The organism is Streptococcus mitis, assembly GCF_008763935.1.
Classification (GTDB): domain Bacteria; phylum Bacillota; class Bacilli; order Lactobacillales; family Streptococcaceae; genus Streptococcus; species Streptococcus mitis_DB.
On sequence record NZ_VTQF01000001.1, the window covers coordinates 174,006 to 190,238 of the forward strand.

A 16,233-nucleotide genomic window follows, 5' to 3' on the forward strand; every position below is an offset into this window, starting at 1 on the left:
TTTTTTCTAGGAGTGAAGCATGTTAGAAACTGGTGATTTGATTTTTGTGAGAGATGAGTCAGATATGGGGCAGGCCATCCAAACTTCCACAGGAAACTATAACCATGTTGCCATTTATTTGGATGGGATGATTTACCACGCTAGTGGACAGGCTGGTGTTATTTGTCAGGAACCAGCAGACTTCTTTGAGCCCAATCACTTGTACGACCTTTATGTCTACCCAGAAATGGATATCCAGTCTGTGAAGGAAAAAGCTTGCAAACATCTTGGAGCTCCTTATAATGCTTCTTTCTATCCAAATGGAGCTGGTTTTTACTGTTCCCAGTACATGGCAGAAATTCTCCCCATTTTTGAAACTATTCCCATGAAATTTGGAGATGGGGAGCAGGAGATTAGTGATTTTTGGAGGGAGTATTACAGAGAACTAGGTCTGCCTGTTCCTTTGAACCAGCCGGGGACCAATCCCAGTCAGTTGGCAGCATCGCCTCTGTTAGAATGTAAAGAAAGGAATCTTCATGATTCAGATTTTTAATCCATCTCGTTTGACGAGACAGCCATTTTTTGGAGAATTGATCCGCTATCTGGACCAGCATGAGGATGTGATTTTACGGGAAATCAAGGCTCAATTTCCAGATGTTGCAGTTGATAAACTCATGGAAGAGTATATAAAGGCAGGTTTGATTCTACGAGAAAATAAGCGTTATTACCTTAATCTTCCTATGCTTGAATCACTCGATAGTCTCGAACTGGATCAAGAGATTTTTGTCAGCGAAGATAGTCCGGTCTATCAAGCCTTGTTGGAGCAGCGTTTTGAGACGGAATTGCGCAATCAGACCAATGCAGCTATTTTAGTTGAAAAGACCGATTTTGCGCGAACAAAAATGACCTTGTCCAATTATTTCTACAAGGTCAAACATCAGTATCCTTTGACAGAAAAACAGCAGGAACTTTATGCCATTTTGGGAGATGTCAATCCTGAGTATGCTCTCAAATATATGACGACTTTTTTGTTGAAGTTCCTCAAAAAAGACCAGCTTATACAGAAACGACGTGATATCTTTGTGGAAAGTTTGGTCGTCCTAGACTATATTGTCCAAAATGAAGAGGGGAAGTATGAGTTGGCTATCGATTTGGACAAGGAGAGATTAACTTTCTACTTAGCGTGAAATTTTGTTTTTGAGCACATTGTTTGACTTTCCTTAGGATTCAGTATAAACTATATGTAACCGGTAACACATATCGGAATAAAACCAAAGGAGACAATCATATGTCACTTGAAAACAAATTGGAACAAGCAACAGGCGCTATCAAAGAAGGATTTGGTAAAGTTACTGGGGATAGCAAGACTGAAGCAGAAGGCGCTGTAGAAAAGACAGTTGCTAAGGCAAAAGAAGTAGTTGAAGACGTTAAAGGTGCTGTAGAAGGTGCCGTTGAAGGTCTTAAAAATTCATTTAAGAAAGAAGACTAAAAAAATCAAGGGAATAGTTCCCTTGATTTTTTTATAGATAACGTTCTGCGACAGCTGCATCTCCTGGATAGGTTTCTTTCTTGCCTTGGACGATTTGGTAGCAATCGGCTCCCTTACCAGCAATAATAACTGCATCTAATTCGTGATTTGTGATAGCCATAGCTGCCTTGATGGCTTCTTGGCGATCCGCAATTTTTCCAACAGGATGATTGATATAGCTACTAATTTCATCTGCAATGGCCATTGGGTCTTCATAGTTGGGGTCATCAGCAGTCAGAAAGACTTGAATCTCAGGGTGTTGATTAAGGAGGAGGCCAAAGTCCTTACGACGGCTTTCTCCCTTGTTTCCTGTCGAACCGAGAACCAGAGCAATCTTTCCAGTTTGATGAGTCTCTACAACCTTGATTAGTTTTTTCAGACTATCCCCATTGTGGGCATAGTCGATGAAGACCTTGGCTCCATTTTTCTGAGTGAGGACTTCCATACGACCAGGAACTCGGGTTGCAGCGATTCCTTTTTTGATGTCCTCAAGACTTGCTCCGAGACGAAGACAAGCAAGTCCAGCAGCAACTGCATTTTCTTGGTTGAAGTGTCCAATGAGTTGAATATCATAATCTCCAGCGAGTTTACCCGTAGCTGAAAAGCTAAAGGCTTTGGAATTCTCGATTTGGTTATCAGACTGACTACCGTAGAAATCATGGTCTTGATCTCCCACCTGTTCTTTTAGTACAGAGAAGTGGTCCATGTCACTGTTAATGATGACTGCTCGGCTATTTTCCATTAAGAGACGTTTGTGGTAGAAATAGTCTTCAAAGCTAGGGTGTTCAATCGGGCCGATATGGTCGGGGCTGATATTGAGGAAAACTCCCACATCAAAGGTTAGACCATAGACACGTTTGACCAGATAGGCCTGACTGGATACCTCCATGATGAGGTGAGTACGGTCATTTTGCACAGCCTGATTCATCATATCAAAGAGGTCAATGCTCTCAGGAGTTGTCAATGCAGACTTAAAGAAAGTCTTGCCATCTAAAGTTGTATTCATAGTCGAGAGCATAGCAGGTCGATGCCCTTGAGATAAGATGTTATAAGCGAAATAGGCTGCTGTTGTTTTACCCTTAGTACCAGTAAAGGCAAGGAGTTTAAGTTTTTCCTGAGGATTGCCATAAAACTCCATAGCTACCAAACTCATGGCTTTCTTGATATCACTGACGATGATAGCAGGAATACCAACTTCATAGTCTTCTTCAGCCACATACCAACCGAGGCCTTGAGAGATGGCAGAAATCAGGAATTCCTTCTTAAAGGCAGCACCCTTGACGAAAAAGAGGCTCTTCTCTTTGGCCTTGCGGCTATCATAGCAGATGGTGTCAAATATGACATGGCTGTAGTTGTAGTGATAATGTCCTTGGTCGATAATCTCACGGAAGAGACCATCTTTCTTTAAAATATCTAATACGGTTTCAATCTTAATCATACTTTCTATTGTAAACCGAAAGTCGTAAATTTACAAGTGACAAGGAAAAGTTTATAATGGAAGATGAGGAATTTTTCCTAGTGATTAAAATAAAATGAGGAATTTATGTCTAACGAAAACAATCACCAGCAGGCCCAGATGTTACGGGGGACTGCTTGGCTAACGGCTAGTAACTTTATCAGTCGCCTACTCGGGGCCATTTACATTATCCCTTGGTATATATGGATGGGGTCTTATGCGGCTACAGCAAATGGTCTCTTTACTATGGGCTACAATATCTATGCCTGGTTCTTGCTGATTTCAACAGCGGGTATTCCAGTTGCGGTGGCTAAGCAAGTGGCCAAGTATAATACCATGCGAGAAGAAGAGCACAGCTTTGCCCTGATTCGGAGCTTTTTAGGCTTTATGACGGGATTAGGTCTTGTTTTTGCACTAGTCTTGTATATCTTTGCTCCTTGGCTAGCAGACTTGTCGGGTGTAGGGAAAGACCTGATCCCAATCATGCAGAGCTTGGCCTGGGCGGTCTTGATTTTCCCATCGATGAGTGTGATTCGAGGCTTCTTCCAAGGGATGAATAACCTGAAACCTTATGCCATGAGCCAAATCGCTGAGCAGGTCATTCGTGTTATCTGGATGCTCTTAGCTACCTTTATGATTATGAAAATGGGTTCAGGAGATTATCTAGCAGCGGTTACCCAATCCACCTTTGCTGCTTTTGTTGGTATGGTAGCTAGCTTTGTAGTTTTGATCTATTTCCTTGCCAAAGAAGGTTTACTCAAAAGAGTTCTTGAAACAGGAGATAAGATTAATAGTAAGCGTCTCTTGGTTGATACCATTAAGGAAGCCATTCCTTTTATTCTGACAGGGTCTGCTATCCAGCTTTTCCAGATTTTGGACCAGATGACCTTTATCAATAGTATGAGTTGGTTTACCAACTATAGTAATGAAGACTTGGTTGTCATGTTTTCTTATTTCTCTGCCAATCCTAATAAAATCACTATGATTTTGATTTCTGTTGGGGTTTCGATTGGGAGTGTCGGCTTGCCACTTTTGACTGAAAACTATATCAAGGGGGACTTGAAGGCGGCTTCTCGTCTAGTTCAGGACAGCATTACCATGCTTTTCTTATTCCTGCTACCAGCAACGGTTGGAGTGGTCATGGTAGGAGAACCTCTCTATACTGTCTTCTATGGCAAGCCAGATAGTTTGGCCATGGGCTTGTTTGTCTTTGCAGTTTTGCAGTCTACTATTTTAGGCTTGTACATGGTCTTGTCTCCAATGCTTCAAGCCATGTTCCGCAACCGTAAGGCAGTTCTCTATTTTATCTATGGCTCTGTTGCCAAGCTGGTCTTGCAACTTCCAACTATCGCTCTCTTCCATAGTTACGGTCCTTTGATTTCAACTACCATCGGTCTCATTATTCCTAATGTTTTGATGTATCGGGATATTTGTCAAGTAACAGGTGTTAACCGCAAGGTGATTTTGAAGCGAACTATTTTAATCAGTTTGTTAACACTTGTTATGTTTATCAGTGTAGGTACAATTCAGTGGATACTGGGATTTGTCTTCCAACCAAGTGGACGTTTGTGGAGTTTCCTTTATGTAGCCCTTGTCGGTGCAATGGGTGGAGGAGTTTATGGAGTCATGAGTCTCCGTACCCATTTATTGGATAAGGTTATTGGAAAAGCCCAAGCAGATCGCTTACGAATCAAATTAAAGTTAACTTAAAAAATATTTATAAATAAAAGGGATAATTTGAACATTTCTATCATGAAATACTTAAATTATTCTCTTTTTTATTAATTTGTAGAATGATAACTAAATTTTGTAGATGGTAATTTTATTTTTCTTAAATTTTACTTAAAAAACTATTGACTAAATAAAACCTGTAATGTATAATAAGACAAATATTTAAATCAGGAGGTTCTGGAAATGAAAAAGTCTAAGGCCAAGTATGCAACGCTTGCAGGTGTCGTGTTAAGTGCAGGTATTTTGTTAAGTGCCTGTGGAAATTCTAGCACAGGGTCAAAAACATACAATTATGTTTATTCAAGTGATCCATCTAGTTTGAACTATCTTGCTGAAAACCGTTCAACAACTACTGATATTGTGACCAATCTGGTAGATGGGCTCATGGAAAATGACCAGTATGGGAACTATATCCCATCCTTGGCAGAGGATTGGAGTGTTTCTCAAGACGGTTTGACCTATACCTACAAACTGCGTAAAGATGCTAAATGGTATACTTCAGATGGAGACGAGTATGCTCCTGTAACTGCCCAAGATTTTGTCACTGGTTTGAAATATGCGGCTGATAAAAAATCAGAAGCCTTGTACTTAGTGCAAGAATCTGTTGCAGGTTTAGATGACTATATCACTGGTAAGACAAGCGACTTTTCAACTGTCGGAGTCAAGGCACTTGATGACCAAACCGTTCAATATACCTTGGCACGACCAGAACCTTACTGGAACTCAAAAACGACATCAACTATTCTCTTCCCCGTCAATGCGGATTTCTTGAAATCAAAAGGGGATGATTTTGGGAAGGTAGATCCATCTAGCATTTTGTACAATGGACCTTTCTTGATGAAATCCTTTGTTTCAAAATCGGTCATCGAATACAAGAAAAATCCTAACTACTGGGATGCTAAAAATGTCTTTGTAGATGATGTCAAATTGACTTATTTTGATGGTAGTGACCAAGATGCGTTAGCACGTAATTTTACCGAAGGTGTTTATAGCTATGCTCGTCTCTATCCAAATAGTTCAAGTTTCGAAGGAATTAAAGAAAAGAATAAGGACAATATCATCTATAGCATGCAAGATGCTACTTCTTACTTCTTAAACTTCAACTTGGATAGAAAATCTTATAAATTCACTTCCAAGACAAGTGATGCTGAAAAGAAATCGACTCAAGAAGCAGTTCTGAATAAAAACTTCCGTCAAGCCATTAATTTTGCCTATGACCGTACAGCTTACGGGGCCCAATCTCAAGGAGAAGAGGGAGCAACTAAGATTTTGCGTAACCTCGTCGTTCCTCCAAACTTCGTAAGTATCAACGGAAAAGACTTTGGTGAAGTAGTAGCCTCTAAGATGGTTAACTACGGTAAGGAATGGCAAGGAATCAACTTTGCGGACGCCCAGGATCCATACTACAATCCAGAAAAAGCTAAAGCTAAATTTGCTGAAGCTAAGAAAGAACTCCAAGCCAAAGGAGTCCAATTCCCTATACACTTAGATAAAACTATAGATTTGGCTAATAAGGCTGAAATTCAAGGAATCAATTCCATGAAGCAATCAATAGAATCTGTCTTGGGTTCAGATAATGTTGTGATTGATGTTCACCAACTTTCTACAGAGGATTATGATAGTTCAGGTTATCTTGCTCAAACTGCAGCTCAGAAGGATTATGATCTTTACAATGGTGGTTGGACTGCAGACTATCAAGATCCTTCAACCTATCTTGATGTCTTCAACCTTAATTCTGGTGGTTTGATGCAAAATCTAGGTATAGAGCCAGGTGAAGCCAATGACAAAGCCAAGGCTGTTGGACTGGATGTCTACACTCAAATGTTGGAAGAAGCTAATAAGGAACAAGATCCAGCTAAACGTTATGAAAAATATGCAGATGCCCAAGCTTGGTTGGTGGATAGCTCTTTAGCAATTCCAAATGTTTCACTTGGTGGAACACCAACATTGAGAAAAATCGTTCCTTTCTCAACACCATATTCATTGGCTGGTAATAAAGGGGTTGAATCATATAAATATCTCAAATTACAAGATAAGACAGTCACAAAAGATGAATATGAAAAAGCTAAAGAAAAATGGTTGAAAGAAAAAGAAGAATCCAATAAAAAAGCCCAAGAAGAATTGGCAAAACATTTCAAATAAGGATTTTTCAAGAAAAACGATGGTTTCGAAGGAAGCTGTCGTTTTTTTAATAGAATGATAGCGAAGTTGGAAGAAAAGTGCTTACATTTTTTCTTAGTTAATTGAATTTATGATATAATGAATATAACAAAAACGTGAGACGCTATTTTTAAATCCTCTTCCAGTGTTAACTGAAGTATGCACATGCTAGGATGATTTTATAGGAGGGATGCTGTCTACTAAAAAAGTAAGATAAAATGCAACTAATGATAAGTTCTTCTTTTATGTGAAGAGTTCTTATCTGCCTATTTACTAATTTTTATGGAGGTAACATCATGGGCGCTATTATGGAGTTTGCAACAGAAAAACAGATTGAATCATTTCTCTCAACTTGCCACATTGAAGGGCAAAAGAATTTTCTGATGGCTTTTAAGAAAAAGACATGGTTGAAATCCTTTATTGATTTTTTCGTTATAGGAGGAAGTTACTATGTTCAGTCGAGTGTGAAGCCTAAGATTCTGGCATTCACACCTAAGGGAATCTACTTGATGGACATCAATGATGTAACAGAAAATCATTCTAATCAAGTCGTAGAGATGCCTTGGAATCAAGTTAAAGATTTTACTTATAAGACAGTCTTGAACACAGTTAGGCTGAACTGGCACTATCAAAATGAAGACTATATTTTTTCCGTGGAAGTTGGTCAGATTAGTCAGCATGTGGGCCAATATCAATTTAACAAAGACCATTATGACTATTTATCCCAACAGGATTTCTTTCAGTCTAAGTAAGCCCCAGCAATCATTTTCACAAAAGAATCTGGAAGCTTTTCTGGATTCTTTTTAGCTTTACTCGATAAGTCTATAGTTTGAAACTATAGCTAGCTCTTGAAAAGAAGAAAATGAGTTGATGAAAATAAGTGGTACAATAGTTACTATAGATTTGGAGGAATTGTATGAGCAAGGAATTACACATTAACACAATTTTGGCCCAGGCGGGTATTAAATCAGATGAAGCGACAGGAGCTTTGGTGACACCGCTTCATTTTTCAACGACCTATCAGCATCCAGAGTTTGGTAAATCTACTGGATTTGACTATACGCGTACCAAAAACCCAACTCGCACTAAGGCAGAAGAAGTCTTGGCGGCTATTGAGTCCGCAGACTATGCCCTAGCGACTAGCTCAGGGATGTCAGCTATTGTACTGGCCTTTAGCGTCTTTCCAGTAGGAAGTAAGGTCTTGGCTGTCCGTGACCTTTATGGTGGTTCTTTCCGCTGGTTCAATCAAGTGGAACAGGAAGGTCGTTTCCATTTTACCTATGCTAATACAGAAGAAGAGTTGATTGCCGAGTTAGAAAAGGACGTGGATGTTCTCTATATCGAAACACCAACCAATCCCTTGATGTTGGAATTTGATATCGAAAAACTAGCAAAATTGGCTCATGCTAAGGATGCCAAAGTGGTGGTGGACAATACCTTCTACAGCCCTATCTACCAACGTCCGATTGAAGATGGAGCAGATATTGTTCTTCATTCAGCAACCAAGTATCTAGCAGGGCATAATGATGTCTTGGCTGGAGTGGTTGTGACCAATAGTTTAGAACTATACGAGAAGCTCTTTTACAATCTCAATACGACAGGGGCAGTCTTGTCTCCATTTGACAGCTATCAATTGATTCGTGGTCTCAAGACCTTGTCTCTTCGTATGGAGCGCTCAACAGATAACGCCCAAGAAGTGGTTGCCTTTTTGAAGGATTCTCCAGCAGTTAAGGAAGTTCTTTACACTGGTCGTGGGGGCATGATTTCCTTTAAAGTAGCCGATGAAACACGCATTCCTCACATTTTGAACAGTCTTAAGGTCTTCTCTTTTGCGGAAAGTTTGGGTGGAGTAGAAAGTCTCATTACTTATCCAACGACGCAAACTCACGCTGATATTCCAGCAGAAGTGCGCCATTCTTATGGTTTGACAGATGACCTCTTGCGCTTGTCAATTGGGATTGAAGATGCTAGAGATTTAATTGCGGATTTGCGCCAAGCCTTAGAAGGATAAGACAAAGATGGGAAAATATGATTTTACAAGCCTGCCCAATCGTTTAGGGCACCATACCTATAAATGGAAAGAGGCGGAAACGGATAGTGAAGTTCTACCAGCTTGGATAGCGGATATGGACTTTGTAGTCTTGCCTGAAATCCGTCAAGCCGTGCAGACTTACGCTGATCAACTGGTTTATGGCTATACCTATGCCAGTGATGATTTAATTAAGGAAGTTCAAAAGTGGGAAGCTATACAACACGGTTATCACTTTGACAAAGAGGCTCTTGTCTTTATCGAAGGTGTGGTACCAGCCATCTCAACAGCTATTCAAGCCTTTACAAAAGAAGGCGAGGCGATTTTGATTAACACACCTGTCTATCCACCCTTTGCTCGCAGTGTCAAGTTGAACAACCGTAGATTGATTACCAATTCTTTGGTGGAAAAGGATGGTCTGTTTGAGATTGACTTTGACCGACTTGAAAAGGATTTGGTAGAAGAGGATGTCAAACTTTATATTCTCTGCAACCCTCACAACCCTGGTGGACGTGTTTGGGAAAAAGAAGTGTTGGAGAAGATTGGCCAACTCTGCCAAAAACACGGTGTTTTCTTGGTTTCAGATGAGATTCACCAAGATTTGGCCCTCTTTGGTCACAAGCATCATTCCTTCAATACCATTGATCCTGCCTTCAAAGATTTTGCTATCGTCTTGACTAGTGCCACTAAAACCTTTAACATCGCTGGAACAAAAAATTCATATGCAGTTATTGAAAATCCTAAGTTGCGAGTGGCTTACCAGAAACGCCAGTTGGCCAATAACCAGCATGAAATTTCAGGCTTGGGTTATTTGGCGACAGAAGCTGCCTATCGATACGGTAAAGATTGGTTAGAGGAACTCAAGCAAGTCTTTGAAGACCATATCAATTATGTGGTGGATCTATTTGGAAAAGAGACTAAAATCAAGGTCATGAAACCGCAAGGAACCTACTTGATTTGGCTTGATTTTTCAGCCTATGACCTGACTGATGAAAAATTACAAGAGCTTTTGAGAAATGAAGCCAAGGTTATCCTCAATCGTGGTTTGGATTTTGGAGAGGAAGGAAGTCTCCATGCCCGCCTCAATGTAGCCATGCCTAAATCTCTGTTGCAAGAAGTTTGTCAGCGAATTGTGACGACTTTAGCTAAACTTTAAAAATCCAGCCTTCTAGGAGAAAAGTCTTCCTAGAAGGCTATTTTCATAGGGGAAAATATGGTATAATAAAAAGATAAGGTAAAGGTAAAAATATGGCTAAATTGATTCCGGGGAAAGTCCGTATCGAAGGCGTTGCCCTTTATGAAACTGGTAAGGTTGACATTATCAAGGAAAAGAACAATCGGCTCTACGCTCGCGTTGCAGAAGAAGAACTGCGCTATAGTTTAGAGGATGATTTGGTTTTTTGTGCCTGCGATTTTTTCCAAAAGAGGGGCTACTGTGTGCATTTGGCAGCTCTGGAACATTTTCTGAAAAATGATGAGCGTGGTCAGGAAATCTTGCAGAGTCTGGAAGAAGGTCATGAGGAAAAAGAAGCCGTTGAAACCAAGGTGACCTTGGGTGGAAAATTTTTAGAACGAATCTTATCTCCAAAATCAGACCGAGCCTATGAGTTGTCGGCTGTGGGGCAAGTGGAAGCAGGAAGCAACCATATCTTGTGGACCCTGAGAATCGGGCAAATCAATAGTCAAAAATACTATGTCATTCGGGATATTCCACTCTTTTTAAGAGTCGTCGAGAAGAGAAAACCTTATATGATTGGTAAGACCTATGAGGAGTCTCTGTCTTGGGAAGCCTTTGATGAAGCCAGCCAAGAACTTCTTACTTTCTTGCGGGGACTAACGGAAGAAGGACTTAGTCCAGAGCTTTTTTTCCAAAACCAAGGTCGGCATCTCTTTTTCCCTCTGACCTTTTTTGAGCAGGGTGTGAATTTTCTGATGGCCTTGCCGCATTTTCAATTTGACCATCAAGTGGATAGCTACCAAACCCTACTTTTTCAGGATTTGCATGCGGATGCCAATCTATTTGCCTTTACAGTAACAGAATACTCGGATTATTTTGAAATGGGAATTAGTGAGAGTCCAAGGGTCAATGTCTTTTATCAGGGAGCAGTACTTTTCCATAAAGGCCAGGTTTATTTTCTAACAGACCAGCAGATGCGTCTTCTCAAGGAAATCAAAGCGCTGCCTTTGGATCAACATGGAAAGAAATACCTGCAATTTGATAGTAGTGACCGAGATAAGTTAGCTTCTTGTTTAACTCTTTTTAGCCAAATGGGCACCGTTTCAGCTCCAGAACGTCTACAAATCAAAACTTTTGAACCCTCTTTTTACTTTGATAGGGAAGAGGATAATCGGATTCGTCTAGAAATTCAGTTTGATTATGGAGATAAGCAGATATCTAGCCGACAAGAGCTAGAAGAATTACCTTTTTCGAGTGATGCTGACTTAGAAGAAAGAGTTTTCCAAGTCTGTTTGGCAGCGGGATTTGAAGCAGATTTTCAATCTTGGCGTCAGGCCTTAAAAGCCGAGTCTGTTTATCATTTCTTCCATGACATCATTCCAGTTTTTGAAAAACTCGGGAATGTTGATCTATCAGACAAGCTAGAAGAAATTTATAGACTAGCAAGCCCTCAAGTTCAGATTGCTTCCAAGGGAGGTCTCTTGGAAATCCAATTTGATTTTCAAGATATTGCCCAGGAGGAAATCGACCAAGCCATGCAGGCCTTGGTTGCCAATCAAGATTTTTATATCGATTCGTCCAATCAAGTATACTTTTTCGATGAAGAAACCAAGAAAATTCGCCAAAATCTACAGGAACTGGGGCAGTTTGAATTAAAAGATGGGGCCTTGCAGGCTCGAAAATCTTTGGCTTATAGTTTAGCTCATCTCTTTGAAGGACGAGATCGTGTTTCTTTTTCACAAGAATTCCAGAATCTGGCCCATGATTTGACGCATCCAGAGGACTTCCCTCGACAAGCAACGCAGGTTAAGGCTGACTTGCGAGATTATCAGGAAAAGGGAATCGGCTGGTTGCAAATGCTCCATTATTATGGTTTTGGTGGGATTTTGGCTGATGATATGGGACTTGGTAAAACCCTGCAGACCATTGCTTTTTTGACCAGTCAAGTGACAAAAGAAAGTCGGGTTTTGATTTTAGCACCGTCAGGTTTGATTTACAACTGGGCAGATGAGTTTCAGAAATTTGCCCCACAGTTGGATGTGGCTGTTGTTCATGGTTTGAAAGCTAGTCGTGAAGAGATTCTTGCTGAGAGCCATCAAATCTATGTGACGAGTTATGCTACCTTCCGTCAGGACAGTGATTTTTATCAGGGGATGGCCTTTGACTTCCTTTTCTTAGATGAGGCTCAGGTCATGAAAAATGCCCAGACTAAGATCGCCCAGACCTTGAGACAATTTGTGGTGCCGTCGGTCTTTGCCTTGTCAGGGACTCCGATTGAAAACCATCTGGGTGAGCTGTGGTCTATTTTCCAAATCGTCATGCCAGGACTTTTGCTAAGCAAGAAAGAATTTATGAAATTACCAGCTGAGCGCGTTGCTCAGTTTATCAAACCTTTCGTGATGCGGCGCAAGAAAGAAGAAGTTCTGACTGAATTGCCAGACTTGATTGAAGTGGTTTATAAAAATGAACTGGAAGACCAGCAGAAGGCTATCTACCTAGCCCAGTTACAACAGATGCGGGACCGTCTAGCTCAAGTTTCAGATCAGGAATTTCAGCGAAGTCGGGTGGAAATTTTATCTGGTTTGATGCGCTTGCGCCAAATCTGTGACACTCCTGCCCTCTTTATGGAAGATTATCAGGGAGCCAGTGGCAAACTGGATAGCCTTCGAGACCTGCTGGTACAGGTGGCAGATGGTGGACACCGTGTCTTGATTTTCTCACAGTTCAAGGGAATGTTGGAAAAAATTGAACAAGAACTGCCAGACTTGGGCTTGACTTCCTTTAAAATTACGGGTTCAACCCCAGCCAAGGAAAGACAAGACATGACCAAGGCCTTTAACCAAGGAGAAAGAGATGCCTTTCTGATTTCCCTTAAGGCTGGTGGTATCGGTCTGAACCTGACAGGTGCTGATACAGTGATCTTGGTTGACCTTTGGTGGAATCCTGCGGTGGAAGCGCAAGCTATTGGCCGTGCCCATCGGATGGGTCAGGAAGAAACGGTTGAGGTCTATCGCTTGGTGACCAAGGGAACCATTGAAGAAAAAATTCAAGAACTCCAAGAACAAAAGAAACATCTGGTGTCACAAGTATTGGATGGAACAGAGTCACGTGGCAGTCTGACCCTAGCAGAAATTAGAGAAATTTTGGGAATTTCTGAAGGCAGCACTTGAAAAATCAAGACAATACGCTATAATGAAGTGTTGAAAGGAAATAGAAAATGAGAGAAGAACGATTTCCATTGGTGTCAGATGATGAGATCATGTTGACTGAGATGCCGGTTATGGACCTCTATGATGAATCTGACTTTATCAGTAATATCAAGGGAGAATACCGTGATAAGAATTATCTGGAGTGGGCCCCTATTACTGAAGAAAAACCAGTAAAACAGATTGAAAAGCCAGTAGAGAAACCTAAGAAGGCTGGCTTAGGAGTAAAAAAAGAAGGAAAGAGCTATGCGGAGGTGGCGCGTGAAGAAGCGCGTGCGGATTTGAAAAAGAAACGCTCAGCAAGTTATCTGACTAAGGATATTACTCCTACAAGACGCCATCCTCAGCCAAATTTGGTTAGACAGGGCAATCAACCTACTGCGCCTTTCCAAAAGGAAAATCCTGGTGAATTTGTCAAATATAGTCAAAAATTGACCCAGTCTCATTACATCTTGGCGGAAGAAGTGAACAATATTTCGACTCAAGCTGAGCCAAAAGAAACTTCAGGCCCAAAGAAAAACAACTATGATTTTCTGAAGAAGAGCCAAATCTACAATAAAAAGAATCAACAAAAAGAACAAGAACGTCAGGTGGCCCAAGAGTTGAACCTGACAAGAATTACGGAATAGGGGAGAAAACATGTCAAAGACATATCATTTTATCGGAATTAAGGGATCAGGTATGAGTGCCTTGGCCTTGATGTTGCACCAAATGGGGCATAAAGTACAGGGTTCAGATGTTGAAAAGTACTACTTTACTCAACGTGGTCTTGAGCAGGCAGGGATTACCATTCTTCCTTTTGATGAAAAGAATCTAGACGGTGATATGGAAATCATCGCTGGAAATGCCTTTCGTCCAGATAACAACGTTGAAATTGCCTATGCAGACCAAAATGGTATCAGCTATAAACGTTACCATGAGTTTCTAGGTAGCTTTATGCGTGATTTTGTTAGCATGGGAGTAGCAGGAGCGCATGGAAAAACTTCAACGACAGGTATGTTGTCTCATGTCTTGTCTCACATCACAGATACTAGCTTCTTGATTGGAGACGGGACCGGTCGTGGATCAGCCAATGCCAAATATTTTGTCTTTGAATCTGACGAATATGAGCGTCACTTCATGCCTTACCACCCAGAGTACTCTATTATCACCAACATTGACTTTGACCATCCAGACTATTTCACAAGTCTAGAGGATGTTTTCAATGCCTTTAACGACTATGCTAAACAAATTACCAAAGGTTTGTTTATCTACGGTGAAGATGCTGAATTGCGTAAGATTACGTCTGATGCACTAATTTATTATTATGGTTTTGAAGCAGAAGGTAATGACTTTGTCGCTAGTGATCTTCTTCGTTCAACAACTGGTTCAACCTTCACCGTTCATTTCCGTGGACAAGACTTGGGGCAATTCCACATTCCAACCTTTGGTCGTCACAATATCATGAATGCGACAGCCGTTATTGGTCTTCTTTACACAGCAGGATTTGATTTGAACTTGGTGCGTGAACACTTGAAAACATTTGCCGGTGTTAAGCGTCGTTTCACTGAGAAAATTGTTAATGATACAGTTATTATCGATGACTTTGCCCACCATCCAACAGAAATTATTGCGACCTTGGATGCGGCTCGTCAGAAATACCCAAGCAAGGAAATTGTAGCAGTCTTCCAACCGCATACCTTTACTAGAACCATTGCCTTGTTGGACGAATTTGCCCATGCTTTGAACCAAGCGGATGCGGTTTACCTAGCGCAAATTTATGGATCTGCTCGTGAAGTAGACCATGGTGATGTTAAGGTAGAAGACCTAGCCAATAAAATCAATAAGAAACACCAAGTTATCACTGTTGAAAATGTTTCTCCACTCCTAGACCATGACAATGCTGTCTATGTCTTTATGGGAGCAGGAGATATACAAACCTATGAATATTCATTTGAGCGACTCTTGTCTAACTTGACAAGCAATGTTCAATAGGATTTTCCCATGGAAATTCCAATTAAGATCATTCAGGCAAGTAAGTCTGATTTGGCTGAGATAGAGGTACTTCAGGCTTCATCTTTTCCAGCTGAAAAGCAGCAACCTTCCCATATTTTAGAAGAAAGTATCCGTAAGTATGCGGATACCTTTCTTCTAGCTAGGGATGAAAATCAGCTTCTGGGCTATGTTCTAGGTGGTCCTTACCCACACAATCCGAAATGTCTAGAAATACATTCTTTAGTCATTGATACTGACCATCAGAGACAGGGCTTGGGAACACTTCTTCTTGCAGCATTGAAAGAGGTGGCAGTTGAGCTGGATTACAAAGGGATTCGTTTGAAGAGTCCTTCTGAGTTGCTTTCCTATTTTGAAATGAACGGTTTTATTGATGAAGAAACTTCTCTTTATGAAACTAGCCAGGGTTTTAGTATGATTTGGTTTAATCCCTTTTATCTGGAGGCACAATGAAGATCAGACAAGCAAAATTAGAAGATTTGGATCGGATTGTCGAAATCGAACTAGAAAATTTCTCGATTGAAGAAGCCATTCCTCGCTCTGTTTTTGAGGCGCATTTGCGAGAAATTCAGACCTCGTTTCTGGTTGCAGAAAAAGAAGGCAGAATCATGGGGTATATAGAAGGGCCAGTTGGACCATACCGCCATCTGCAAGATCAGTCTTTTACAGAAGAGATAGAAGATTATAGTCATGAGCCTGGTGGTTATATCTCTGTGACCTGTCTTTCTATTGCCAAGGAGGCACAGGGCCTTGGACTTGGTCAGAAATTACTAACAGCCATGAAAGAACTGGCTCTTGAACACGAAAGAGAAGGTATTAACCTAACCTGTCATGACTATCTCATTGCCTACTATGAAAGGCATGGATTTGTCAATGAAGGCCAGTCCCAGTCAACCTTTGCAGGGGAAACATGGTATGATATGGTCTGGGAAGCTAAAAAATAAGCTAGAAAAGCATGCTAGGTTGCTTTTCTTT

Annotated in this window: 14 protein-coding genes; 13 read left to right on the plus strand and 1 reads right to left on the minus strand. The window is 40.8% G+C overall.

What is annotated here, in order from left to right; translation table 11 throughout:
* The first annotated feature begins 19 nt into the window (after window positions 1–19).
* The 3 genes from F9B91_RS00775 to F9B91_RS00785 all read left to right on the plus strand — a co-directional run bounded on the left by F9B91_RS00775 (window position 20) and on the right by F9B91_RS00785 (window position 1,468).
* Window positions 20–532, plus strand: coding sequence for a YiiX/YebB-like N1pC/P60 family cysteine hydrolase (locus tag F9B91_RS00775; RefSeq protein WP_150922252.1), 513 nt, complete (start codon window positions 20–22; stop codon window positions 530–532).
* Window positions 516–1,166 (plus strand): DUF1803 domain-containing protein, encoded by a 651-nt coding sequence (locus tag F9B91_RS00780; protein ID WP_150922253.1) that lies wholly within the window; start codon window positions 516–518, stop codon window positions 1,164–1,166. Before F9B91_RS00775 ends, F9B91_RS00780 begins: the two co-directional genes overlap by 17 nt.
* Before the next feature lie 101 nt (window positions 1,167–1,267).
* Window positions 1,268–1,468 (plus strand): CsbD family protein, encoded by a 201-nt coding sequence (locus F9B91_RS00785; protein WP_150922254.1) that lies wholly within the window; start codon window positions 1,268–1,270, stop codon window positions 1,466–1,468.
* Between the two features lie 31 nt (window positions 1,469–1,499).
* Here F9B91_RS00785 and F9B91_RS00790 read toward each other — a convergent pair whose 3' ends face one another.
* A complete protein-coding gene (locus F9B91_RS00790) occupies window positions 1,500–2,945 on the minus strand; it encodes a UDP-N-acetylmuramoyl-L-alanyl-D-glutamate--L-lysine ligase (protein ID WP_150922255.1) in 1,446 nt (481 codons plus the stop codon).
* Window positions 2,946–3,050: 105 nt separating this feature from the next.
* On the opposite strand from F9B91_RS00790, the gene F9B91_RS00795 reads away from it, so the two are divergent.
* The 10 genes from F9B91_RS00795 to F9B91_RS00840 all read left to right on the plus strand — a co-directional run bounded on the left by F9B91_RS00795 (window position 3,051) and on the right by F9B91_RS00840 (window position 16,202).
* Entirely contained in the window at window positions 3,051–4,673 is a 1,623-nt protein-coding gene (locus F9B91_RS00795; protein WP_150922256.1) for a putative polysaccharide biosynthesis protein, read from the plus strand.
* Window positions 4,674–4,877: 204 nt separating this feature from the next.
* Window positions 4,878–6,836, plus strand: coding sequence for a peptide ABC transporter substrate-binding protein (locus F9B91_RS00800; RefSeq protein ID WP_150922257.1), 1,959 nt, complete (start codon window positions 4,878–4,880; stop codon window positions 6,834–6,836).
* A gap of 314 nt (window positions 6,837–7,150) precedes the next feature.
* Window positions 7,151–7,606, plus strand: a complete 456-nt coding sequence (locus tag F9B91_RS00805) for a hypothetical protein (protein ID WP_060627812.1) — start codon at window positions 7,151–7,153, stop codon at window positions 7,604–7,606.
* A 164-nt stretch (window positions 7,607–7,770) separates the two neighbouring features.
* The gene (locus tag F9B91_RS00810; protein ID WP_150922258.1) at window positions 7,771–8,865 is read left to right on the plus strand and encodes a cystathionine gamma-synthase; all 1,095 of its coding nucleotides are present in this window, start codon (window positions 7,771–7,773) and stop codon (window positions 8,863–8,865) included.
* Between the two features lie 7 nt (window positions 8,866–8,872).
* Window positions 8,873–10,039 (plus strand): MalY/PatB family protein, encoded by a 1,167-nt coding sequence (locus F9B91_RS00815; protein WP_150922259.1) that lies wholly within the window; start codon window positions 8,873–8,875, stop codon window positions 10,037–10,039.
* A gap of 92 nt (window positions 10,040–10,131) precedes the next feature.
* A complete protein-coding gene (locus F9B91_RS00820) occupies window positions 10,132–13,230 on the plus strand; it encodes a DEAD/DEAH box helicase (RefSeq protein WP_150922260.1) in 3,099 nt (1,032 codons plus the stop codon).
* A gap of 47 nt (window positions 13,231–13,277) precedes the next feature.
* Window positions 13,278–13,895: a cystathionine gamma-synthase gene (locus F9B91_RS00825; protein ID WP_150922261.1), complete on the plus strand. Its 618-nt coding sequence runs from the start codon at window positions 13,278–13,280 to the stop codon at window positions 13,893–13,895.
* Between the two features lie 10 nt (window positions 13,896–13,905).
* Window positions 13,906–15,240: a UDP-N-acetylmuramate--L-alanine ligase gene (gene murC, locus F9B91_RS00830; protein WP_150922262.1), complete on the plus strand. Its 1,335-nt coding sequence runs from the start codon at window positions 13,906–13,908 to the stop codon at window positions 15,238–15,240.
* 9 nt (window positions 15,241–15,249) lie between these two features.
* Window positions 15,250–15,711 (plus strand): GNAT family N-acetyltransferase, encoded by a 462-nt coding sequence (locus F9B91_RS00835; protein ID WP_150922263.1) that lies wholly within the window; start codon window positions 15,250–15,252, stop codon window positions 15,709–15,711.
* Window positions 15,708–16,202 (plus strand): GNAT family N-acetyltransferase, encoded by a 495-nt coding sequence (locus F9B91_RS00840; protein ID WP_150922264.1) that lies wholly within the window; start codon window positions 15,708–15,710, stop codon window positions 16,200–16,202. Before F9B91_RS00835 ends, F9B91_RS00840 begins: the two co-directional genes overlap by 4 nt.
* Window positions 16,203–16,233: the final 31 nt, after the last annotated feature.

Coding starts and splice junctions, on each gene's coding strand:
- F9B91_RS00805 (WP_060627812.1), top strand. CDS start 7,151: ATGGGCGCTATTATGGAGTTTGCAACAGAAAAACAGATTGAATCATTT.
- F9B91_RS00810 (WP_150922258.1), top strand. CDS start 7,771: ATGAGCAAGGAATTACACATTAACACAATTTTGGCCCAGGCGGGTATT.
- F9B91_RS00820 (WP_150922260.1), top strand. CDS start 10,132: ATGGCTAAATTGATTCCGGGGAAAGTCCGTATCGAAGGCGTTGCCCTT.
- F9B91_RS00775 (WP_150922252.1), top strand. CDS start 20: ATGTTAGAAACTGGTGATTTGATTTTTGTGAGAGATGAGTCAGATATG.
- F9B91_RS00815 (WP_150922259.1), top strand. CDS start 8,873: ATGGGAAAATATGATTTTACAAGCCTGCCCAATCGTTTAGGGCACCAT.
- murC (WP_150922262.1), top strand. CDS start 13,906: ATGTCAAAGACATATCATTTTATCGGAATTAAGGGATCAGGTATGAGT.
- F9B91_RS00785 (WP_150922254.1), top strand. CDS start 1,268: ATGTCACTTGAAAACAAATTGGAACAAGCAACAGGCGCTATCAAAGAA.
- F9B91_RS00835 (WP_150922263.1), top strand. CDS start 15,250: ATGGAAATTCCAATTAAGATCATTCAGGCAAGTAAGTCTGATTTGGCT.
- F9B91_RS00780 (WP_150922253.1), top strand. CDS start 516: ATGATTCAGATTTTTAATCCATCTCGTTTGACGAGACAGCCATTTTTT.
- F9B91_RS00800 (WP_150922257.1), top strand. CDS start 4,878: ATGAAAAAGTCTAAGGCCAAGTATGCAACGCTTGCAGGTGTCGTGTTA.
- F9B91_RS00825 (WP_150922261.1), top strand. CDS start 13,278: ATGAGAGAAGAACGATTTCCATTGGTGTCAGATGATGAGATCATGTTG.
- F9B91_RS00795 (WP_150922256.1), top strand. CDS start 3,051: ATGTCTAACGAAAACAATCACCAGCAGGCCCAGATGTTACGGGGGACT.
- F9B91_RS00840 (WP_150922264.1), top strand. CDS start 15,708: ATGAAGATCAGACAAGCAAAATTAGAAGATTTGGATCGGATTGTCGAA.
- F9B91_RS00790 (WP_150922255.1), bottom strand. CDS start 2,945: ATGATTAAGATTGAAACCGTATTAGATATTTTAAAGAAAGATGGTCTC.